The sequence below is a fragment of the Burkholderia sp. ABCPW 11 genome, from assembly GCF_001523445.1.
Taxonomy (GTDB): Bacteria; Pseudomonadota; Gammaproteobacteria; order Burkholderiales; family Burkholderiaceae; genus Burkholderia.
The window spans coordinates 94,448-112,688 of sequence record NZ_LOVM01000083.1; the positions used below are offsets into that span (position 1 = coordinate 94,448).

20 protein-coding genes are annotated in these 18,241 nt (G+C 66.9%); 11 read left to right on the forward strand and 9 right to left on the reverse strand.

The features are described from left to right. Positions 1-89 precede the first annotated feature (89 nt). The 3 genes from WS61_RS27495 to WS61_RS27505 form a co-directional block, all read right to left on the reverse strand. Complete coding sequence (locus WS61_RS27495) at positions 90-1,022, reverse strand: 3-keto-5-aminohexanoate cleavage protein (RefSeq protein WP_006482842.1); 933 nt, start codon at positions 1,020-1,022, stop codon at positions 90-92. 35 nt (positions 1,023-1,057) lie between these two features. Beyond that, on the reverse strand, positions 1,058-1,864 hold the full coding sequence (locus WS61_RS27500) for an SDR family oxidoreductase (protein WP_059505190.1): 807 nt from the start codon (positions 1,862-1,864) through the stop codon (positions 1,058-1,060). 75 nt (positions 1,865-1,939) lie between these two features. Next, positions 1,940-2,650: a GntR family transcriptional regulator gene (locus tag WS61_RS27505; RefSeq protein ID WP_059505192.1), complete on the reverse strand. Its 711-nt coding sequence runs from the start codon at positions 2,648-2,650 to the stop codon at positions 1,940-1,942. Positions 2,651-3,092: 442 nt separating this feature from the next. Here WS61_RS27505 and WS61_RS34290 point away from each other — a divergent pair, with 442 nt between their 5' ends. Then, on the forward strand, positions 3,093-3,431 hold the full coding sequence (locus WS61_RS34290; RefSeq protein ID WP_257127372.1) for a type VI secretion system amidase effector protein Tae4: 339 nt from the start codon (positions 3,093-3,095) through the stop codon (positions 3,429-3,431). After that, positions 3,428-3,880 (forward strand): type VI secretion system amidase immunity protein Tai4, encoded by a 453-nt coding sequence (locus tag WS61_RS27510; protein WP_059505193.1) that lies wholly within the window; start codon positions 3,428-3,430, stop codon positions 3,878-3,880. Before WS61_RS34290 ends, WS61_RS27510 begins: the two co-directional genes overlap by 4 nt. 123 nt (positions 3,881-4,003) lie before the next feature. On the opposite strand, the gene WS61_RS27515 is transcribed toward WS61_RS27510, so the two are convergent. Both WS61_RS27515 and WS61_RS27520 read right to left on the reverse strand, forming a co-directional pair. Further along, the gene (locus WS61_RS27515; protein ID WP_059505494.1) at positions 4,004-5,425 is read right to left on the reverse strand and encodes a cytochrome-c peroxidase; all 1,422 of its coding nucleotides are present in this window, start codon (positions 5,423-5,425) and stop codon (positions 4,004-4,006) included. Positions 5,426-5,523: 98 nt separating this feature from the next. Then, positions 5,524-7,197: a phospholipase C gene (locus tag WS61_RS27520; RefSeq protein ID WP_059505195.1), complete on the reverse strand. Its 1,674-nt coding sequence runs from the start codon at positions 7,195-7,197 to the stop codon at positions 5,524-5,526. A 348-nt stretch (positions 7,198-7,545) separates the two neighbouring features. Between WS61_RS27520 and WS61_RS27525 the strand changes: the two genes are divergently transcribed. After that, the gene (locus WS61_RS27525; protein WP_059505197.1) at positions 7,546-8,454 is read left to right on the forward strand and encodes an EamA family transporter; all 909 of its coding nucleotides are present in this window, start codon (positions 7,546-7,548) and stop codon (positions 8,452-8,454) included. Between the two features lie 27 nt (positions 8,455-8,481). Here WS61_RS27525 and WS61_RS27530 read toward each other — a convergent pair whose 3' ends face one another. After that, the gene (locus tag WS61_RS27530; RefSeq protein WP_059505199.1) at positions 8,482-8,955 is read right to left on the reverse strand and encodes an Lrp/AsnC family transcriptional regulator; all 474 of its coding nucleotides are present in this window, start codon (positions 8,953-8,955) and stop codon (positions 8,482-8,484) included. Positions 8,956-9,273: 318 nt separating this feature from the next. Here WS61_RS27530 and WS61_RS27535 point away from each other — a divergent pair, with 318 nt between their 5' ends. From WS61_RS27535 to WS61_RS27560, 6 genes are all read left to right on the forward strand, one after another. Further along, on the forward strand, positions 9,274-10,659 hold the full coding sequence (locus WS61_RS27535) for an amino acid permease (protein WP_059505201.1): 1,386 nt from the start codon (positions 9,274-9,276) through the stop codon (positions 10,657-10,659). A gap of 46 nt (positions 10,660-10,705) precedes the next feature. Then, on the forward strand, positions 10,706-11,908 hold the full coding sequence (locus WS61_RS27540; RefSeq protein ID WP_059505203.1) for an amino acid aminotransferase: 1,203 nt from the start codon (positions 10,706-10,708) through the stop codon (positions 11,906-11,908). Positions 11,909-12,077: 169 nt separating this feature from the next. After that, positions 12,078-12,476, forward strand: coding sequence for a DUF488 domain-containing protein (locus WS61_RS27545; protein WP_059505205.1), 399 nt, complete (start codon positions 12,078-12,080; stop codon positions 12,474-12,476). Between the two features lie 111 nt (positions 12,477-12,587). After that, positions 12,588-12,878 (forward strand): DUF1488 domain-containing protein, encoded by a 291-nt coding sequence (locus WS61_RS27550; RefSeq protein ID WP_034204866.1) that lies wholly within the window; start codon positions 12,588-12,590, stop codon positions 12,876-12,878. Between the two features lie 16 nt (positions 12,879-12,894). Continuing rightward, positions 12,895-13,134 carry a hypothetical protein gene (locus WS61_RS27555; protein WP_006479066.1) on the forward strand — a complete coding sequence of 80 codons (240 nt, stop codon included), beginning with the start codon at positions 12,895-12,897 and terminating at the stop codon, positions 13,132-13,134. Positions 13,135-13,286: 152 nt separating this feature from the next. Beyond that, complete coding sequence (locus tag WS61_RS27560) at positions 13,287-13,637, forward strand: hypothetical protein (RefSeq protein ID WP_059505207.1); 351 nt, start codon at positions 13,287-13,289, stop codon at positions 13,635-13,637. A gap of 28 nt (positions 13,638-13,665) precedes the next feature. Here WS61_RS27560 and WS61_RS27565 read toward each other — a convergent pair whose 3' ends face one another. The 3 genes from WS61_RS27565 to lhpI all read right to left on the reverse strand — a co-directional run bounded on the left by WS61_RS27565 (position 13,666) and on the right by lhpI (position 15,971). Beyond that, positions 13,666-14,445: a helix-turn-helix domain-containing protein gene (locus WS61_RS27565; RefSeq protein ID WP_059505209.1), complete on the reverse strand. Its 780-nt coding sequence runs from the start codon at positions 14,443-14,445 to the stop codon at positions 13,666-13,668. A 16-nt stretch (positions 14,446-14,461) separates the two neighbouring features. Continuing rightward, complete coding sequence (locus tag WS61_RS27570; protein ID WP_059505211.1) at positions 14,462-14,866, reverse strand: response regulator transcription factor; 405 nt, start codon at positions 14,864-14,866, stop codon at positions 14,462-14,464. Between the two features lie 169 nt (positions 14,867-15,035). Further along, complete coding sequence (lhpI, locus tag WS61_RS27575) at positions 15,036-15,971, reverse strand: bifunctional Delta(1)-pyrroline-2-carboxylate/Delta(1)-piperideine-2-carboxylate reductase (RefSeq protein WP_059505213.1); 936 nt, start codon at positions 15,969-15,971, stop codon at positions 15,036-15,038. A 262-nt stretch (positions 15,972-16,233) separates the two neighbouring features. On the opposite strand from lhpI, the gene WS61_RS27580 reads away from it, so the two are divergent. Beyond that, positions 16,234-16,971: a FadR/GntR family transcriptional regulator gene (locus tag WS61_RS27580; RefSeq protein ID WP_059505215.1), complete on the forward strand. Its 738-nt coding sequence runs from the start codon at positions 16,234-16,236 to the stop codon at positions 16,969-16,971. A gap of 126 nt (positions 16,972-17,097) precedes the next feature. Further along, the gene (locus WS61_RS27585) at positions 17,098-18,219 is read left to right on the forward strand and encodes a branched-chain amino acid ABC transporter substrate-binding protein (RefSeq protein ID WP_059505216.1); all 1,122 of its coding nucleotides are present in this window, start codon (positions 17,098-17,100) and stop codon (positions 18,217-18,219) included. The last annotated feature ends 22 nt before the right edge of the window (positions 18,220-18,241 follow it).

The window sequence follows — 18,241 nt, forward strand, 5'->3', positions numbered from 1 at the left end:
GGCGTCCTGGCGCCGGCCGGCTCGGGCCGGCGCCTCGTCACTGCGCTTGCGGATACGGGTGTTGCGGGCGCGAGCCGGCGCTGAGAAATTCAGAAATTCACCGCGTCGCCGCCCTTGAGTGCGAGCATCGCGCGCGCCTCGGCCGGCGTCGCGATCTCGAGCGACAGGCCTTCGAGCACCTGACGCATTTTCAGGACTTGCGCGGCGCTCGATTCCGCGAGCTTGCCCGGCGCGATCCACAGCGAATCCTCGAGCCCGACGCGTACGTTCGCACCCTGCGCCGCGCCGATCGTCGCGAGCGGAATCTGGTTGCGCCCGGCGCCGAGGATCGACCACACGTAATCGCTGCCGAACAGACGGTCGGCCGTCCGGCGCATGTGCATCAGGTCCTCCGGATGCGCGCCGATCCCGCCGAGCAGGCCGAACACGCTTTGCACGAAGAACGGCGGCTTCGCCAGCCCGCGATCGACGAAGTGCGCGAGGTTGTACAGATGCGAGATGTCGTAGCACTCGAATTCGAAACGCGTGCCGTTCGCGCCGCAGCGCGTGAGGATCGTCTCGATGTCGGCGAATGTGTTCTTGAACACGAGATCGCGGCTTTTCTCGAGATGTTCGCGCTCCCACGGATGCTTCAGCTCGCGGAAGCGCTCGAGCATCGGGTACAGCCCGAAGTTCATCGACCCCATGTTCAACGACGCGACCTCGGGCTGGAAATGCAGCGCGGGCTGCAGCCGTTCGTCGACCGTCATGTGCGGGCTGCCGCCCGACGTGAGGTTGATCACCGCGTCGGTCTGCGCCTTGATGCGCGGCAGGAATTCGGCGAACACGGCCGGATCCTGCGTCGGTTTGCCGTCGGACGGGTTGCGTGCGTGCAAGTGGAGGATCGCCGCGCCGGCCTGCGCGGCCGCGACCGCGGCCGTTTCGATTTCGTGCGGCGTCACGGGCAGGTACGGCGACATCGACGGCGTGTGGATCGCGCCGGTCGGCGCACAGGTGATGATGACTTTGCGAGCGTTTGCCATGGATGGATTCCTTTCGACGAGCGATGCAGGAGGCGTCAGAGCACTTCGACGTTGCCGCAGACGGAGATCGCCTGCCCGGTGATCCCGTGTCCGCCCGGCGAGCACAGGAACAGCGCGGTCGCGGCGATCTCGGCCGGATCGGTCATGCGCCGCAGCGAGATCTTCTCGAGATAGCGCTTCTCCATCTCGTCGTAGCCGATGCCGAGCTGCTGTGCACGCGCCTCGATCACGCGGCGCATCCGCGGGCCGCGCACGATGCCGGGCTGGATCGCGTTCACGCGGATGCCGAGCGGCCCGAGTTCGATCGCGAGGCTCTTCACGAGGCCGACTACCGCCCATTTGGTGGCCGCATACGGCGTGCGGAACGCGTAGCCGAGCCGGCCGGCAACCGACGACAGCGCAATGATCGCGCCGCCGTGTTTCGATTCGCGCAGCAGCGGCACCGCGCGGCGCGCGAACTGGAATTGCGCATTCAGGTTGATCGCGACCGTTTGTTCCCATTGAGCGGGGTCGATTTCGTCGATACCGCCGGTCGGGCCGGCGATGCCCGCGTTGTTGACCAGCACGTCGAGGCCGCCGAGCGTGGCCGATATGTCGGCGAACACACGGTCGACCGCCGCCGGATCGGATACGTCGGCCAACGTTGCGCTGATCGCGCTCGTCGCGGCGTGCGGCGGCCGATCGGCGAGCGCCGCGATCGCGGCTTGCGACGCATCGCACACGTGCACGCGCGCGCCGCATTCGGCGAACGCGTCGGCGATTTCGAGACCGATGCCCGACGCGCCGCCGGTCACGAGGACGCGCAGGCCGTCATAGGGTTTCAGCAGGTCGGAAGCTGTCATGCCGGGTTGTCTCCATCGTTGATCTAGTGGGGGTGGCCGGCCGCTCGTGCAAAGGCCGGCCGTGGCAAGCGGCCGCTACGGCTTCGCGTTCGCGGTTCGCGGCGTCTGTTCGGCCCGCAGCGTCTCGGCGAGATCGTGTGCGGCCCCGCCGATGTCTAGCGCGATGCCGGCTCGCACGCCGGCGCCGTCGCGCCGTTCGAGCGCATCGACGATCGCGCGGTGCGCGTCCATCGAGCGCCGCATGTGCGGGATGTCGAGCGCGACCATGTTGAGGAACGGGCCGACGCGCATCCACAGGTTCTCGACGATCGCGAGCGTGTTTTCGCTGGCGCCGTGCGCGTAGATCGCGCTGTGGAACGCAAAATTGCTTTGCAGGTAGGCGCGCGAGCGGCCGGCCTCGACGTGCGCCTGCATCGTCTCGCAGGTCTTGCGCACGGCCGCGATCTGCGTATCGGTCATTCGGGCGCATGCGCGCTCGGCGATGCAGCCTTCGAGCGCGATCCGCACGTCGCGCAGCTCGTCGAGCGTGTCGAGCGTCATCGGCGGGACGACGAGCGCCCGATTCGGGCCGTCGACCAGTGCGCGTTCGGCGCGCAGCCGCGTGAGTGCGGCGCGCACGGGCATCGTCGACGAGCCGACCGCCTCCGCGACGCTGCGCAGGCTCAGTGCCTGACCAGGCGCGAAGCGGCCGCTCATCAGCGCTTCGCGCAATTGCAGGTAGACCTTGTCGGCCATCGTTTCCTGTTCGATGGCTTTCAGTGCGGGCGGGACGATACGAGGCGGCAAGGCGGGTTCTCCTGGGTTTGATCTGCGATCTGTGATCACACTCGCGATGGGCGAAGTTTTGTCGATCGGGGCGCAGGAGTCAAGTCGAACGGGATCGGGGAAAACGAGGGGGTGAAGCAGAGGGAGGATCGGCGTCGGGAAAGTCGCCATCCTTACAAAAATATTTCAATCGCGCATCATGCCCCCTGATTCGAGGACTCGAAGATACTCGGAGAGCTGTCGCGAGTTTTCGATGCGTTCCTCGAGTCGGATTCATTTCAACGACAAGGAGCCAACAAAGTGAAACGACCGCCATTTGCCATTGCGTGGGCGGGCATCCCAGCGAATCTACGACCCGGCAAATTCCGGTGAACGCGTCGCGAAAGTGATAGGTGGATACGTCGAGAAGAACGTCAACAGTCCGAATTCGACAGAGCGATGGAGCAACACATGCGCGGTGAGGATGAGTTATATCCTGAGTGAAGCCGGTATGGTGATGCCGAGAATCCCCGAACAAACGGTGTCGGGCAGAGGCAATCGGCAATACTTTTTTCGTGTCAGGGACTTGATCCGTTTTCTCGAGCAACGATGGGGAAAGGCTGAGGGCGTCAAATATCCGCCGGCGAACGGAGGGCCACTTGCCGGTCGACAGGGCGTCATTCTGTTCGAGGTGTCGGGGTGGAGCGATGCACAGGGGCACGCCACGCTGTTCAACGGGCGGACATGTTACGACCATTGTTACTTCAACGAACCGGGCACGCGGTATCGTACCGATCGCGCAAATTTTTGGAGCCTGTCATGAGGGGAGTCCGGATCGCTGCGGCGTTGGCGTGCCTCGCGTTTCAACCTGCGATGGTCGTGGCGAAGGACGCCGGACAGGTGTCGCCCGGGGCCGGTTCACGCACTTACCTCCAGAACTTCAAGGACATGGCGCTCGCGGAGTGTCTGGCTACCGCATACGAGCAGACGCCCGGCGTGAGCAAGGACATCGGCAGCAGTACCCGTGCGTTGCGCGACTGGACCTACTACGACATGGAACGTGCGCCGGACGTCATTCACGCGCTGGTCGCGAAGTATCTGGCTCGCGATTACCGGAATCCGGTTGTCGAATCGGAAGTCGCGGATGTGAAGTTCGACTTCCTGAAGTGCATCGATCTGTATCACGGCAAGGAACTGGACGCCGCGGCGAAGCAACTCGTATCGCGCCAGAATCGTACCTACCGGGCCGAGCATCCGCCAAAGCCGCAGTAGCGATCGAACGCCGTTGCGCGATGCAACGGCGCGCCGCGTGCCGTTTCGCCGACGCTATTCGAGCGTCCGGATCGAATTGCTGATGCAGCGCGCCGCTGACGCGGCACGCCCCCCGGCAAGCGCTCAGTGCTGCGCCGGCGCGTCCGTCAGCGTGCCGAGAAACGCTTCGATATCCTTGATGTCCTGCGCCGTCATCGCGGGCTTGTCGCCGGGCTTGCGATCGAAAGGTGCATCGGTCACGTCGACGTTCGCGCGATATTTCGGCGGAATGTCGTCGTATTCGTCGACCTTGCCGTCCGCGCCGCGCGAATAAAACTTCTGCGGCGAGATGCTGCGCTCGTTGTAGAACGCCATCACCTCGTCGAGCGTGTGGAACACGCCGTTGTGGAAGAACACGTGGCGCGTCGCCGAATTGCGCAGCGTCGGCGTCAGGAACATCCCGCAGTACTGGGTCTGGTCCTTCAGGTCGTCGCGGAACGGCCCGCACACGCCGAGATCGTAGAACGCGGGGTTGCGGTTCTGCGCGAGCGCGCGGTTGCGCGGCGCGCCGAGCGCCTCGTACTGGTAGTCGGTAAACATCGGCGGCAGCCCGTCCTTGCCGGGTTTCGACAAGTGGCAGCCCGCGCAATTCGCCTTGTCCGGATCGTTGAACAGGCGCAGCCCGCGCAGTTCGGCCTGCGTGAGACGCGCGCGGCCTTCGAGCCAGCGGTCGTACTTGCTGTCGTACGGATGGAAGGAGGGATCCTCGACCTGATAGCGCGCGATCGCGAACATCGCCTCCGACACCGCGAGCTGCGGGCTGTCGAATACGCGCGCGCCGAACAATTGTTCCAGTTGCGCGCGATGCGATGACTGCGCGAGCTTGTGCGCGACGTCGTCGATGCTCGCGTTCGCCATTTCGACCGGATTCAGCAGCGGGCCGAACGCCTGTTGCTGCAGCGTATCGGCGCGGCCGTCCCAGAACAGCCCGCCCTGCGGCACGAGCTGAGGCGCGGCCGACGTGCCGGCCACCTTCTGCGCCTTGACGACACCGGCCGCCGCCGTGGCCTGCTGCGCGACGCTCGGCGCGGCGTCGTTTTCCCCGGCATCGGGGCCGATGCTGAAATTCGGCTGGCGGTACAGATACATCAGCGACGGCGGCGGACGATAGCCCTGCTGCGTCATCGCGAGGCCGCCCGGCTGCACGTCGAGCGCATTCGGCGGGCCGTACGCATGATCGGGGCTGTGACACGACGCACACGACTGCTTGCCCGACGCCGACAGCGACGGATCGTGGAACAGCGCGCGCCCGAGCTGGGCGACCGCCGACAGCGGCTGCACGGCGGGCCGTTGCAGCACGACCGGGTGCGGGTTCGCGCCGGTCCAGTCGGCGACCAAGGCGCCGATCGCCGCGGGTACCCGCGCGGGAAACGCGATAGCGAACGCGCCATAGCCGATCGCGGCCGTGCCGAGCACGAATGCGGCGCGGCGCAGCAGGCGGGAAGGGGCACGCGGCGCGGGCGTGCCGGCGGCATCGGGAGACGGAAACGCGGGGCGAGCTGTCATGCTGTCGGTCGAAAAACGGGTGTCGCGCAACGCGGCGCGTTGAAATGGAAACGGCCGGCGCATCTGCATGCGCCGGCCATGCGGTCAGGCCGCGACGGTCAGATCGACGGTGCGGCGCTCAATACGGTGCCGAGCGTCGGGTCGAGATAGAGCGGCGTCGTGTTCGGCTTCGACGTGAAGTCGAACAGGTTGCGCAGGTCGCCCGCCGTCGCATCGAACGAGCCGCCGCCGATACGCTGGCCGCCGAGCCAGTTGTCCTCGATGAAGCGCACGACGGACGACTGGTCGAGCATCGTGTGATCGACGTAGTTCTGCTTCGCATACGGCGAGATCACGACCAGCGGAATGCGCACGCCCGGGCCGCAGCGGCCGTTCACGGTCGCGCCGTTCACGCCGGTGGTGCCGCCCGTGCCGCACTTGCCGGCGCCGTTGAGCTGATCGACCGGGTCCGACGACGCATGCGTGGGCGACGTGTACACGTGGTCGTACCAGCCGTCCGAGTCGTCATAGGTGACGATCACGGCCGTGTTCTGCCAGTCCGGTTGCTGCTGCAGGAAGTTGACGACCTTCGTCACGAACGCCTGCTCGTCGAGCGGATCCGAATAGCCCGCATGCCCGTCCTGCGCGGCCGGCGCCTTCAGATAGCTGACCGACGGGAAGTTGCCGGCCTTCACGGCGGCGAAGAAGTCGTCCGTGTCGTACTGATGGTTCGCCGGTTCGGGGGTCTTGCCGTCGGTCTCGACGCTCGAACCGATCGCCGCGATCGAGCTCGGGCGCGTGTGCTGCGGGTTCGCGGTCGACGCGTAGTACTGGAACCAGTTGTGGTGCGGAATGTAGTCGGCCGTCGCGGCGTTCACGGCGGTGGCGACCGTGCTGCGCGCGCAGCCCGTCGTGCCGTTGCCGTTCGTCGTCGACAGGTTGAAGCCGCCCATGAAGCCGCCCCACGTGATCTTCGCGGCGTTCAGCAGGTCGCCGATGTTCTTGCCGGTCATCATCGCCTGGTCGGTCGTGCTCGAACACACGTCGAAGCCCGGGTCGACGTCGTTGATCATCGTGAAGCCGCCCTGGCCGTCGTTGATGTAGTACGAGCTGGCGGCGAGCGTCGACGGCTGCTTCGACGTCTTGACGATCTGCATCCCGTTGGTCTGACCCGCCACGACGTTCAGTGCACCCGGCGTCGACGGACCGTAGACCGTCGTGTACGTGTTGTCGCTCATCGCGAAGCGCTGCGCGTAGTTCCACAGCGCGGTCACCGTGTTGCCGTCGAAGTAGCCCATCACCTGGCCCTTCGTGCCGAACGCGCCGGCGCCGCCGGACGAGCCCTTGCCCGTGTATTTCGGGAACAGGTCCGCGAGGCCGTTGTCCTCGGCCTGCTGTTCGGCGGTGTAGGCGTGGTTCTGGTCCGCCGTCGCGGCCTGCGTGCGGTCGAGGCGGAACGGGTTCGCCGCATCGGTGCCGTTGGCCGTGTTCGTGAAGTTCGGGTTCGCGGTGAGCAGCGTGCCCGTCAGGCCGTTCGGCGTCGGCGTGCCGGGTTTCGCGGTGAACGCCGGTTCGCCCGACGGGTTCGTCGCGTTCGGATAGGTGCCGAAGTAGTGGTCGAACGAGATGTTTTCGCCGTAGATCACGACGACGTGCTTGATCGGCGTGGCGGTCTGCAGCGCATCCTGCGACGACACGGCGGGCGTCGGCGTGGAATCGTCGCTGCCGCCGCAGGCGAACAGCGCCAGCGCTGCGGCTGCGCAGGCAGTGACGAGCAAGGCTTGACGGAACATCGGGAAACTCCAGGGTAAGGTCTTCGATGGTGGAGAACGGCCCCGTCGCCGTGTCGGTTCGGCGCGAAGCTCGTGAGGGAGCACGCGCATTGGAACAGCTGCGTATGAAGATATGGGGACGGAGTGTTTTCGCGACGGTTGCGCTGTGGTATCGATTCCATTACGCCGCGGTGCGAGGCGAAAGAGAACGGAAAGGGGTGGATAGCCGGCAACCTTCGCGTCACATGGGGCAGCGTGCAGGCCGAGTGCGGCGCACGCGTTGCAGGGCGGGCGACCGGGGCAGGCAGCCGAATCCTTTACGGCGGGCCGTCGGTCGCTTTTTTGACAATCCGGTGACGCATTCATACGATGAACGCCTGCCGCGCATCGCGCGCCTTCGACCGTCAGGGAGTGTTCAGCGTGCCGATCCCCGTTCTGTTCGCCGTTCTGTGTGCGGCGTTCCTGCACGCGTCATGGAATGCACTGGTGCGCAGCAGCGGCGACCGGCTGCGTTCGGCCACGGTGCTGCAGATCGCGATCGGGCTGTTCGCGCTGCTGTTCCTGCCGGCTGCCGTGCCGATCGCGCCGGCGAGCTGGCTCTGCGTCGTCGCATCGGCCGTGATCCACGTCGTCTATACGCTGCTGCTCGTTCGTGCGTACGAACACGGCGACCTGAGCGTCGCGTATCCCGTCGCGCGCGGCACGGCGCCGCTGCTCGTCACGCTCGGCGCGGCGGCGTTTGCGGGCGAGCGCCTGAACATCGGCGCGCAATGCGGGCTCGTGCTGATCTGCGCAGGGATCATGGCGATCGGGCTGGAACGCCGGCGCGGCGCGCAACACCGGATGATGCAGGTGCTGCCGACCGCGTTCGCGACCGGCGTGTCGATCGCGGCGTACAGCGTGGTCGACGGGATCGGGGTGCGCGAGAGCGGCAGCACGGTCGGCTATACCGCGTGGATGTTCGTGCTGACGGGCGCGCTGATGGCCGCGTACTACCGGCTGCGGGCGGGGCCGCTGCGGTTGACGCAGGAGGTCGGCGAGACGGCGAAGGCCGCATGCGGCGGCGTGTTCGCGGCGCTCGCCTACGGCATCGTGATCTGGGCGATGGATCGCGCGCCGATGGGGCCGGTATCGGCGCTGCGGGAGACGAGCGTGGTGTTCGCGGCGCTGATCGCGCGCGTCTATCTCGGCGAGCGGCTGACGCCGCGCCGGGCGGCCGGTTGCGCGGTGATTGCAGCGGGAGCGTTGCTGATCGGTGCGTTCGAGGCGGCGAGCTGAACGCATCGGCCCCGCGCGCCGGGCGTGTCAGCCTTCCACCGGCATCGCGCTCGTGCACTTGATCTCGTCGAGGCACACGCTCGAATGCACGCCGCTCACGCCGGGAATGCGCATCAGCGTTTCGAGCAGGAAGCGCGATAGCCCTTTCAGATCGTGCGCGACGACCTTCAGCACATAGTCGATGTCGCCCGTCACCGAGAAGCATTCCTGGATCTGCGCGAGATCCGACACGAGTTTCTGGAACTTCGACAAATCGCGGATATGGCCGCGCTCCATCGTCACGTGCACGAACGCGGTGACGCCGAACCCGAGCGTATCGGGGCACAGCCGCGTTTCGTAACGGCGGATCGCGCCGATCTCCTCCAGCCGGCGGTGGCGTCGCAAGGTCTGCGCGGGCGACAGGCCGACCGCCTTCGCCAGGTCGAGGTTCGACGCGCGGCCGTTCTCCTGCAACACCGACAGCAAATGGCGATCGATGCGATCGAGGACCGGTTCAGGCATTTTTGTTTCCTCATCTGTCTCCTGGATGCAATCTTATCTCATAATGTAGGGTTTGCATGAGCGGGTTACGCAACCCGATTTCGCCGTCGCAACGCTAAACTGACGCCGGATTTTCGTGTGCGGCCGCAGCAATGCGGCGCGGGCAACGAGTCGGCGGTCGATCTGGCCGCCCGCCGACGCGAATCGGACGCCCCGCGCGAGGATTGCAGTCCCCCAACTCGGCGGCTCCACGAACGGCCGCCGGCACAGCAAAACAGCGCCCGGCACACCGAGGCGCGCCGCACCGCGTCAGGCGGAGGCGGACAGAGTGGAGAAGACATGGTTTCTGGAAACGAGAGCGACGGCCTGAAGCGCGGGCTGAAGAACCGGCACATCCAGCTGATTGCGCTCGGCGGCGCGCTCGGCACGGGGCTGTTCCTCGGCATCGCGCAGACGATCAAGATGGCCGGCCCGTCCGTGCTGCTCGGCTATGCGGTGGCCGGCATCGTTGCGTTCTTCATCATGCGCCAGCTCGGCGAGATGGTGGTCGACGAGCCCGTCGCGGGGTCGTTCAGCTATTTCGCGAACAAGTACTTCGGCCACTTCACCGGCTTCCTGTCCGGCTGGAATTACTGGGTGCTGTACATCCTCGTCAGCATGGCCGAACTGTCGGCCGTCGGGATCTACGTGCAGTACTGGTGGCCGGGCGTGCCGACCTGGGTGTCGGCGCTGGTGTTCTTCGTCGCGATCAACCTGATCAACCTGACCAGCGTGAAGTCGTACGGCGAGACGGAATTCTGGTTCTCGATCGTCAAGGTTGCCGCGATCGTCGGGATGATCGGCTTCGGCGGCTGGCTGCTCGCGAGCGGTCACGCAGGGCCGGAGGCAACCGTCCGGAACCTGTGGCAGCACGGCGGCTTCTTCCCGAACGGCGTGTCGGGCCTCGTGATGTCGATGGCCGCGATCATGTTCTCGTTCGGCGGGCTCGAGCTGGTCGGCATCACCGCGGCCGAGGCCGACGATCCGAAGCGCAGCATCCCGCGCGCGACCAACCAGGTCATCTATCGGATCCTGATTTTCTACATCGGCGCACTGGCCGTGCTGCTGTCGCTGTATCCGTGGGAGAAGGTCGTCAGCGGCGGCAGCCCGTTCGTGCTGATCTTCCACGCGCTGAGCAGCAACCTGGTCGCGAACGTGCTGAACGTCGTCGTGCTGACGGCCGCGCTGTCGGTCTACAACAGCGGCGTGTACTGCAATAGCCGGATGCTGTTCGGCCTCGCGCAGCAGGGCAACGCGCCGAAGGTGCTGTGCTCGGTGAACAAGCGCGGCATCCCGCTCGCGGCGCTCGGCGCATCGGCGCTCGCGACCGGCGTGTGCGTGCTGGTCAACTACTTCATGCCGGGCAAGGCGTTCGAGGTGCTGATGGGCCTCGTCGTGTCGGCGCTGATCATCAACTGGGCGATGATCAGCCTGATCCACCTGAAGTTCCGCCAGGCCAAGCGTGCTGCCGGGAAGGAGACTTCCTTCCGCAGTCTGGGCTATCCTTTCACGAATTACCTGTGCCTGGCGTTCATGGCCGGCATTCTCGTCGTGATGTACCTGACGCCGGATCTCCGCCTGTCGGTGTACCTGATTCCCGTATGGCTCGCGGTGCTCGCGATCGGGTATCGCTTCCGTCAGAAGAATGCGGGCTTTGCGGTGCACGACGGCGCTTCCGCACGCTGACGCAGGCCACGACCGACCCTTCTTCCAAACGAGACCGATTCAAGCCATGTTCGAACACATCGACGCGTACCCGGGTGACCCGATCCTGACGCTCAACGAGAACTTCCAGAAAGATCCGCGCGATCGGAAGGTCAACCTGAGCATCGGCATCTATTTCGACGCCGAAGGCCGGATTCCGGTGATGGGCGCCGTGCGCGAAGCCGAAACCGCGCTGCAGCGCGACAGCGGCCCGAAGCCGTACCTGCCGATGGTCGGCCTGGCCGCGTACCGCGACGCCGTGCAATCGCTGGTGTTCGGCGCCGATCACCCGGCCCGCGCGGCCGGCCGCATCGCGACGCTGCAGACGCTCGGCGGCTCGGGCGCGCTGAAGGTCGGCGCCGATTTCCTGAAGCGCTATTTCCCGGATTCGCAGGTGTGGCTCAGCGATCCGAGCTGGGAGAACCACCGCTTCATCTTCGAGCGCGCCGGCTTCACGGTGAACACGTACCCGTACTACGACGAGGCGACGGGCGGCCTGAAGTTCGACGCGATGCTCGCGGCGATCGACGCGCTGCCGGCGCGCAGCATCGTGCTGCTGCACGCGTGCTGCCATAACCCGACCGGCGTCGATCTCGACGAAGGCCAGTGGGAGAAGCTGATCGACGTGATCGAGGCGCGCGGGCTGCTGCCGTTCGTCGACATGGCGTACCAGGGCTTCGGCGCGGGCCTCGACGCGGACGCGTTCGCGGTGCGCGAGCTGGCCCGCCGCGGCGTGCCGACGCTCGTCGCGAATTCGTTCTCGAAGAATTTCTCGCTGTACGGCGAGCGCGTGGGCGGCCTGAGCGTCGTCTGCGAAGACGCGGCCGCGGCCGACCGCGTGCTCGGCCAACTGGCCGGCGCCGTGCGCTCGAACTACAGTAACCCGCAAACCTACGGCGCGAAGGTCGTCGCGGCCGTGCTCGGCACGCCGGCGCTGCGCAAGCAGTGGGAAGAGGAACTGTCGGCGATGTGCCGCCGTATCGCGCGGATGCGCCAGTCGATCCACGACGGCCTGCGCGACCACGTGAGCGGCGAAGCGCTCACGCGCTACGTGAAGCAGCGCGGGATGTTCACGTATACGGGCCTGACCGAATCGCAGGTCGACGCGCTGCGCGAGGTGCACGGCGTGTACATCCTGCGCTCGGGCCGGATGTGCGTCGCGGGCCTGAACGACTCGAACGTCGGCATCGTCGCGGATGCGATCGGCAAGGTGCTGAAGAGCGGCGTCTGAACGCGGCGCGGCGGCGCGCCACGCACGATGCGGAACCGGCTGTATCCCGTCGCGGGAGCAGCCGGTTTTTTGTTGGGCGGCCGTCATGTGCGGTGCCCGGCTGACGCGCGGGCAGACGCGGCGGTACGATCACGGGATCGCATGCAAGACAGGGGAGCAGAGGAGCGACATGGGCATTCGGATCATCCAGCTCGGCACGCCGCGCGCGGCCGGCGAAGGCCTGCGGATCGGCACGGTGCGGCGGCCGCCGCGCGGCGTGCCGAAGGCGGAATTCGCGTCGCGCAACTACTATGATGTATGGTTGCCGACGCTGTCGCCGAGCCCCGAGCTCGTCGCGCAGGCGCAGGCCGCCGAAACCGACGCCGAATGGAAGGCGTTCAAGCGCCACTTCCGCGCGGAGATGGCGCACGGCGATCCGGCGAAGGTGCTGGACCTGCTGGCCGCGCTGTCGGCAACCACCGCGCTCTCGATCGGCTGCTACTGCGACGACGAGCGCCGTTGCCACCGAAGCGTGCTGCGCGAGCTGCTCGCGGAGCGCGGCGCGGCGATCGAGCCCGACGCGGGCTGAAGCGGCGTCGGGCGGCCGCACCGCGATCGTGCGGTGCAGCGAACCGGTTGACGTGGGTCAAGCGCGCGGTCGCGCGCACCACTATGCTCTCGTCATGGAGCCATCGCGACGATGACAGGCCGACAGATGCACATCACTTTCCCGCCCGAGCCGCCGGAATACTGCGCGCGCGACCTGGTCGTCGCGTTTTCCGCGCTGGTCGACGGGCGTTGTGTCCAGTGCGCGGTCACCGCCGAGGCGCTGGAAGACCATTTCGGCGCGCGGTCGCTGCTCGAACGCGATCTGCTGAGCGCATTCGACGCGCACCGGCCGGCCATCGAGGCGATGGCACGACGAATGCTCGAGGAAATCGGCGGCCGGCCGGTGCTGCTGCACAGCGGGCACTTTCGGCTCGAAGGCTGATACCGCAGGAGGGCGCATGACACTGCAGGGCAACATTCACGAACGCGACTGGTCGGTCGAAGTGGAGACGCGCCCGTGCGAATCGGGCGAGTTCCGCTGCCGCGTGTCGGTCGAGCACGGCGCCGGCGCCGCGCGGTTTCATCATACGTTCGAGCACAGCCACGCGTATCCGACGGAGCGCGAGGCGATGATCGAAGGGTTGCGGGCCGGCATGACGTGGATCGAGATGAAGGCGTCGCAGACCTTCAACGTATGAACGGTTCCGCGCCGGCGACGCGCGGGCAGGCCATCGGCCGGCCGCGATCGAAACATGCGCGCCGCGCCACGGGAAACACGTGCTGCGCCATCGTGAGGCGGCCGGCACATGCAAGGCGGTCGACGAGCAGGCGGCCACGTCAGGAGGGCGACATGGGCATGGGCATGCAGATCGCCTGTCTCGGATTCACGGGGTCGGCAGCGATCGAAGCCGAAGCCGGCGCGCAACTGGTGCGGTTCGAACGGTTTCGCGCGTTGATCGATGGCTGCCAACTCGCGATCGAATCGCGCATGGTGGCCGATGGCGTGCGTCTGTACGACGTGCGGCTAGACCTGACGATGCACGACGCAGCGCTCCGATCGCTGCCGCCGTGCGTCGGCGCCGACGTGGACGATGCGCTGCGCCGCGCGTTCGCGCAGGCCGAGCAGGCGTTGATCGCGTGGCAGGCGGGCGCCGCAACGGCGGCGCTGCGCGACGCGGCGACGGGCGACACGATGCGGTAATGCCGCGCCGGCGGTGGTGCGCCGTACGTCAGACCTGCGCGAGCGCTTGCGCGTCGATGATGCGCACGCGCTTGCCGCGCGTTTCGACGAGCGCTTCGCGATGGAACCGCGAGAACATCCGGCTGACGGTTTCGAGCTTCATCCCGAGATAGCAGCCGATTTCCTCGCGCGTCATCCGCAGGTTGAATTCCGTCGCCGAATAGCCGCGCGCCTCGAACCGCGACGACAGGTTCAGCAGGAAATGCGCGACGCGCTGCTCGGCCGACATCGTGCCGAGCAGCAGCATCTGGCTCGATTCGCGGACGATTTCGCTGCTCAGCATCTGGTAGAGGAAGTGCTGCATCGGCTTCATTTCGCGGCACGCGGCTTCGAGCGCGCCGAACGGAATGATGCACACCACGCTGTCTTCCAATGCGATCGCGTCGCAGCAGTGCTGGCCGCCGCCGATGCCGTCCATCCCGAGCGTTTCGCCGGCGATCTGGAAGCCCGTCACGTGCTCGCGGCCGTCGCGATGCATCATCACCGTCTTGAACGAACCCGCGCGCACCGCATAGATGCTCTGGAACGGATCGTCGGTGCGAAACAGCGCGTCGCCCTGGCGAACCTGTCGCGTCGTGCAGATGATCGCGTCGAGACGGCCGTATTCGGCGGCCGTCAGGTGCGGCGGCAGGCACATCGAGCGCATCGCGCACGCCGAGCAGCGGGCGGCCGGATGCTTGATGGCGTCGGCGCGTGCGGCCGGGCGCAGGGCAATCGTGGGCCGGGATACGACGGACACGTCGGCGGCGCAGGCGGTGGCGGTGGACATGAGTCGCTCCGGCTCGTCAGGGGCGGTGCACGCGAGCGTGCACCAGGGATTCGATGACACGGCACGCGGCGTCGAATTCGACCGTCTTGTCGAAGAAATAGTCGGCTCCCGCCGTCGCGCATGCCTCCCTGAATGCCGGCGCCGAGTGATTCGTCAGCACGATCGTGACGATGCGCGGCGTGGCCTTCGACAGCATCCCGATCAGGTCGAGGCCGCTGCCGTCCGCGAGCCGCACGTCGACGATCACCACGTCCGCGCGACTGCTGCGGATATGCGTCCACGCGTCCTGGCCGTCTTCCGCTTCGCCCACGACGACGACGCCGCGGATCGCGCCGACGAGCAGCGCGATCCGCTGGCGAACGGCGACTGCGTGATCGACGAGGAACACCCTGAGCGCGGTGGGTGACAGGCTGGCATTCATGCCGGCAGTATCGTGTTGCGCCGCCGAAATTGAAATCGGCCGAATTGGAACTTCGTGTAGGCCGCGTCGACACGGTGTAGGGCGTTTCCTACACCGCGTACGGGAAACCGCCGGCGTGGCTCCGGCGATGCGATGCCGCGCGTGCGGCGTGAACGGTTGCGCGTGCGGGTCAGCCGGCGCGGCGCGCGGCCAGCGCGTCGCGCGCGGTGCGGCACGCGGCCAGGTCCCACGCGGCGCAGCCGACGCTCTTGAACAACAGCGGGCCGCCGCGGGCGAACGTGCCGTTCAGCACGTCGGCGAGCGATGCGACGTGCCGCCAGTCGACCTGCGCAACGATCAGATCGCCGGCTTCGTGGCGCGCGCCGGCCGGATCGTCGACGACGAGCCGGCTGCCACGCACCGTGCTCGCGTCGATCTCGGCGGCATCCGCGGTGAACGCGCCGACGCCGACCACGAGCCGGCCTTCGCGCGCGGCTTCGCGGTAGACGGGCGTGCGGCTCGTCGTCAGCGTGACGACCACGTCGATCGCATCGGGAACCGCATCGCCGTCGAGCGGCACGAGTCGCGGTGCATGCGTGCGGTGGGCGGCGCAGAAGGCGGCCGCGCTGTCCGCTGTCGTGCCGCGCACGTGAAGGCGCGCTTCCGGAAAGATCGCCGCGAGCGCTTCCGCGTGATTGGCCGCCTGCTTGCCGGTGCCGATCAGCAGGATGTCGCGGGGTGCGGCGCCATGCAGTGCCTGGATGCCGAGCGCGGTGATCGCCGCCGTGCGGCGGCCGGTGACCGTCGGGCCGTCGAGCGCGAAGCGCATTGCGCCGGTGGTGGCGTCGTACGCGGTGACCTGGCCGAGGATCGTCGGCAGCCCACGTGCGCCGTTGCCGGGGCACACGTTCACGAGCTTGTGGCTCGCCAGGTCGTGGGCGCTCGACGGCATTGACAGCATCACGCCGCCGCCTTGCAGCGGCACGACCAGGCGTTCGGGGCTGACGATGTCGCCCGCCGCATATTCGACGACCGCTTGCCTGAGCGTGGCGAGCAGCGCCGGGTAGTCGAGCAGCGCGGCCGTGTCGGTCGCGTCGAAAACGGGAAGCGGGGAAGAGGCGGTCATCGTGTACGTCGTGGGCGTCGGTGAGCGTGAACGGCGGACGCATGCCGCGCCCGCCACAGATCTGCCGGATACCGTGACACAGGGCAGTGGATCGAATCTATACCACTTTCTGGCGCACCCGCAACCCAGAAAATAAAGCGTTTCGTGGATTTTGGTTCTAATATCTGGCCAGAAGGCTCGCCGCTGCCGCGCTGGCCGCGCCGCTCCGGTATAGTGCGAACCCATTCCAGATCCACGCCCGCGAACGGGCAGGAGCCATACGATGATGTCCGCGCGTCCCGACTCACTCGAAGGCGGTTTCAGGCCGCTGCAGATCTACGAGCAGGTAGCCGAAAAGATCCGCGACGAGATCCGCGCGGGACGCTACGCGGCCGAATCGCGGCTGCCGTCCGAGCGCGAGCTCGCGGCGCTGTTCCAGGTTGGCCGGCCGGCCGTGCGCGAAGCGCTCGGCGCGCTGCAGAACGAAGGGCTCGTGTTCACGAAGCGCAATTCGGGCACCTACGTCGTCGCGGCGCCGCTCGACGTGCTCGCGCAGCGCGGCGACGCGCACACGGCATCAGAGGCCGACTTCAGCCCGACGTCGACGCTCGACGTGCGGCTGATCCTGGAGCCCGCGATCGCGCGCCTCGCGGCCGCCCATGCCCGCGCCGACGCCGGCGCCGAGCGCTATCTCGCGCAGATGGAAACCATCACCGACGTCGACGATCCGCACCAGCGTGCGCTGTGGAACGAGAGCGACCGGCTGTTCCACCGGCAGCTCGCGCTGATGACCGGCGATGCGCTGATCGTGAAGATCGCGGACGAAGTCGCGAAGACGATGGACCAGCCGCTGTGGAAGCGGCTGAAGGACGACGGCATCTACGACGCGGGCCGGATCCGCCTCTATGTATCCGAGCACCGGCTGATCTACGAGGCGATCGTGTCCGGCGACGCCGATGCGGCCGCGTTCTATGTCGAACAGCACATTCGCCGCGTGCGGCGCGATATCGCGCCGAAGTAGCACGCCTGCACGCACTTCTATCTGGTCCTATAAATGACCAAAATATCCGGAATTATTTTGAAATTGCTTGCGATGCGACCACGTGTGTCCTACATTGGTTTCACACAAAACCAATCAGGAGACATCATGCGACACCTCACGACCGTGCTCTCGGTGGCTGCTGCCGTCGGCGCGCTGACTTCCGCGCACGCGCAGGAAGTCGTGACGATCGGCCATTCGGCGCCGCTGACGGGCCCGCAGGCCGCCAACGGCAAGGACAACGAAAACGGCGCGCGGCTCGCGGTGGACGAGCTCAACAAGGCCGGCGTGAAGGTCGGCGGGAAGACCGTTACGTTCAAACTGGTTTCCGAGGACGATCAGGCCGATCCGAAAGCCGGCGTACAGGTCGCGCAGAACCTCGTCGACAAGGGTGTCGTCGCGGTGCTCGGGCCGTACAACTCGGGCGTCGCGATTCCGGCCTCGCGCGTGTATGCGAACGCCGGCGTGCCGATCCTGCCGGTCGCGTCGAACCCGGCACTCACGCGGCAGGGTTTCAAGAACATCTTCCGGATCGGCGCGAGCGACGAGCAGCTCGGCGGCACGATGGCCACGTTCGCCGCGAAGACGCTGAACGCGAAAACCGCCGCCGTGATCGACGATCGCACCGCATACGGGCAGGGCGTCGCCGAGCAGTTCATGAACGTCGCGAAGGCGAACGGCATCAAGATCGTCGACCAGGAATACACGAATTCGTCGGCCACCGATTTCCTCGGCATTCTCACCAAGATCAAGGCCGCCAACCCCGACGTGATCTTCCTCGGCGGCTATGCGGCGCAGGGCGCGCCGATGGCCAGGCAGATGAAGCAGCGGGGCTTGCGCGCGAAGCTGCTCGGCGGCGACGGCATCTGCTCGGCCGACATGGGCAAGGTCGCGGGCGAGGCGGCGTCGATCGTCTATTGCGCGCAGGGCGGTGTCGCGCTCGAGAAGACGCCGGCCGGCCGCGAATTCCTGAAGAAATACCACGACGCCTATCACACCGATACGCAAGTCTACGGCGTCAATTACTACGACGGCGTGAAGCTGCTCGCCGACGCGATGGTCAAGGCCGGCACGACCACCGACAAGGCGAAGCTGATCGCGCAGCTCGCGAAGTCGAGCTACGCGGGTGTCGCGGGCACCTATTCGTTCGACGCGAACGGCGACCTGAAAGGCGCGCCGACCACCGTCTACGTGATCCGCAACGGGCTGCCGCAACCGTACGCGAAGTAATCGCCGCACCCACCCGTCACCG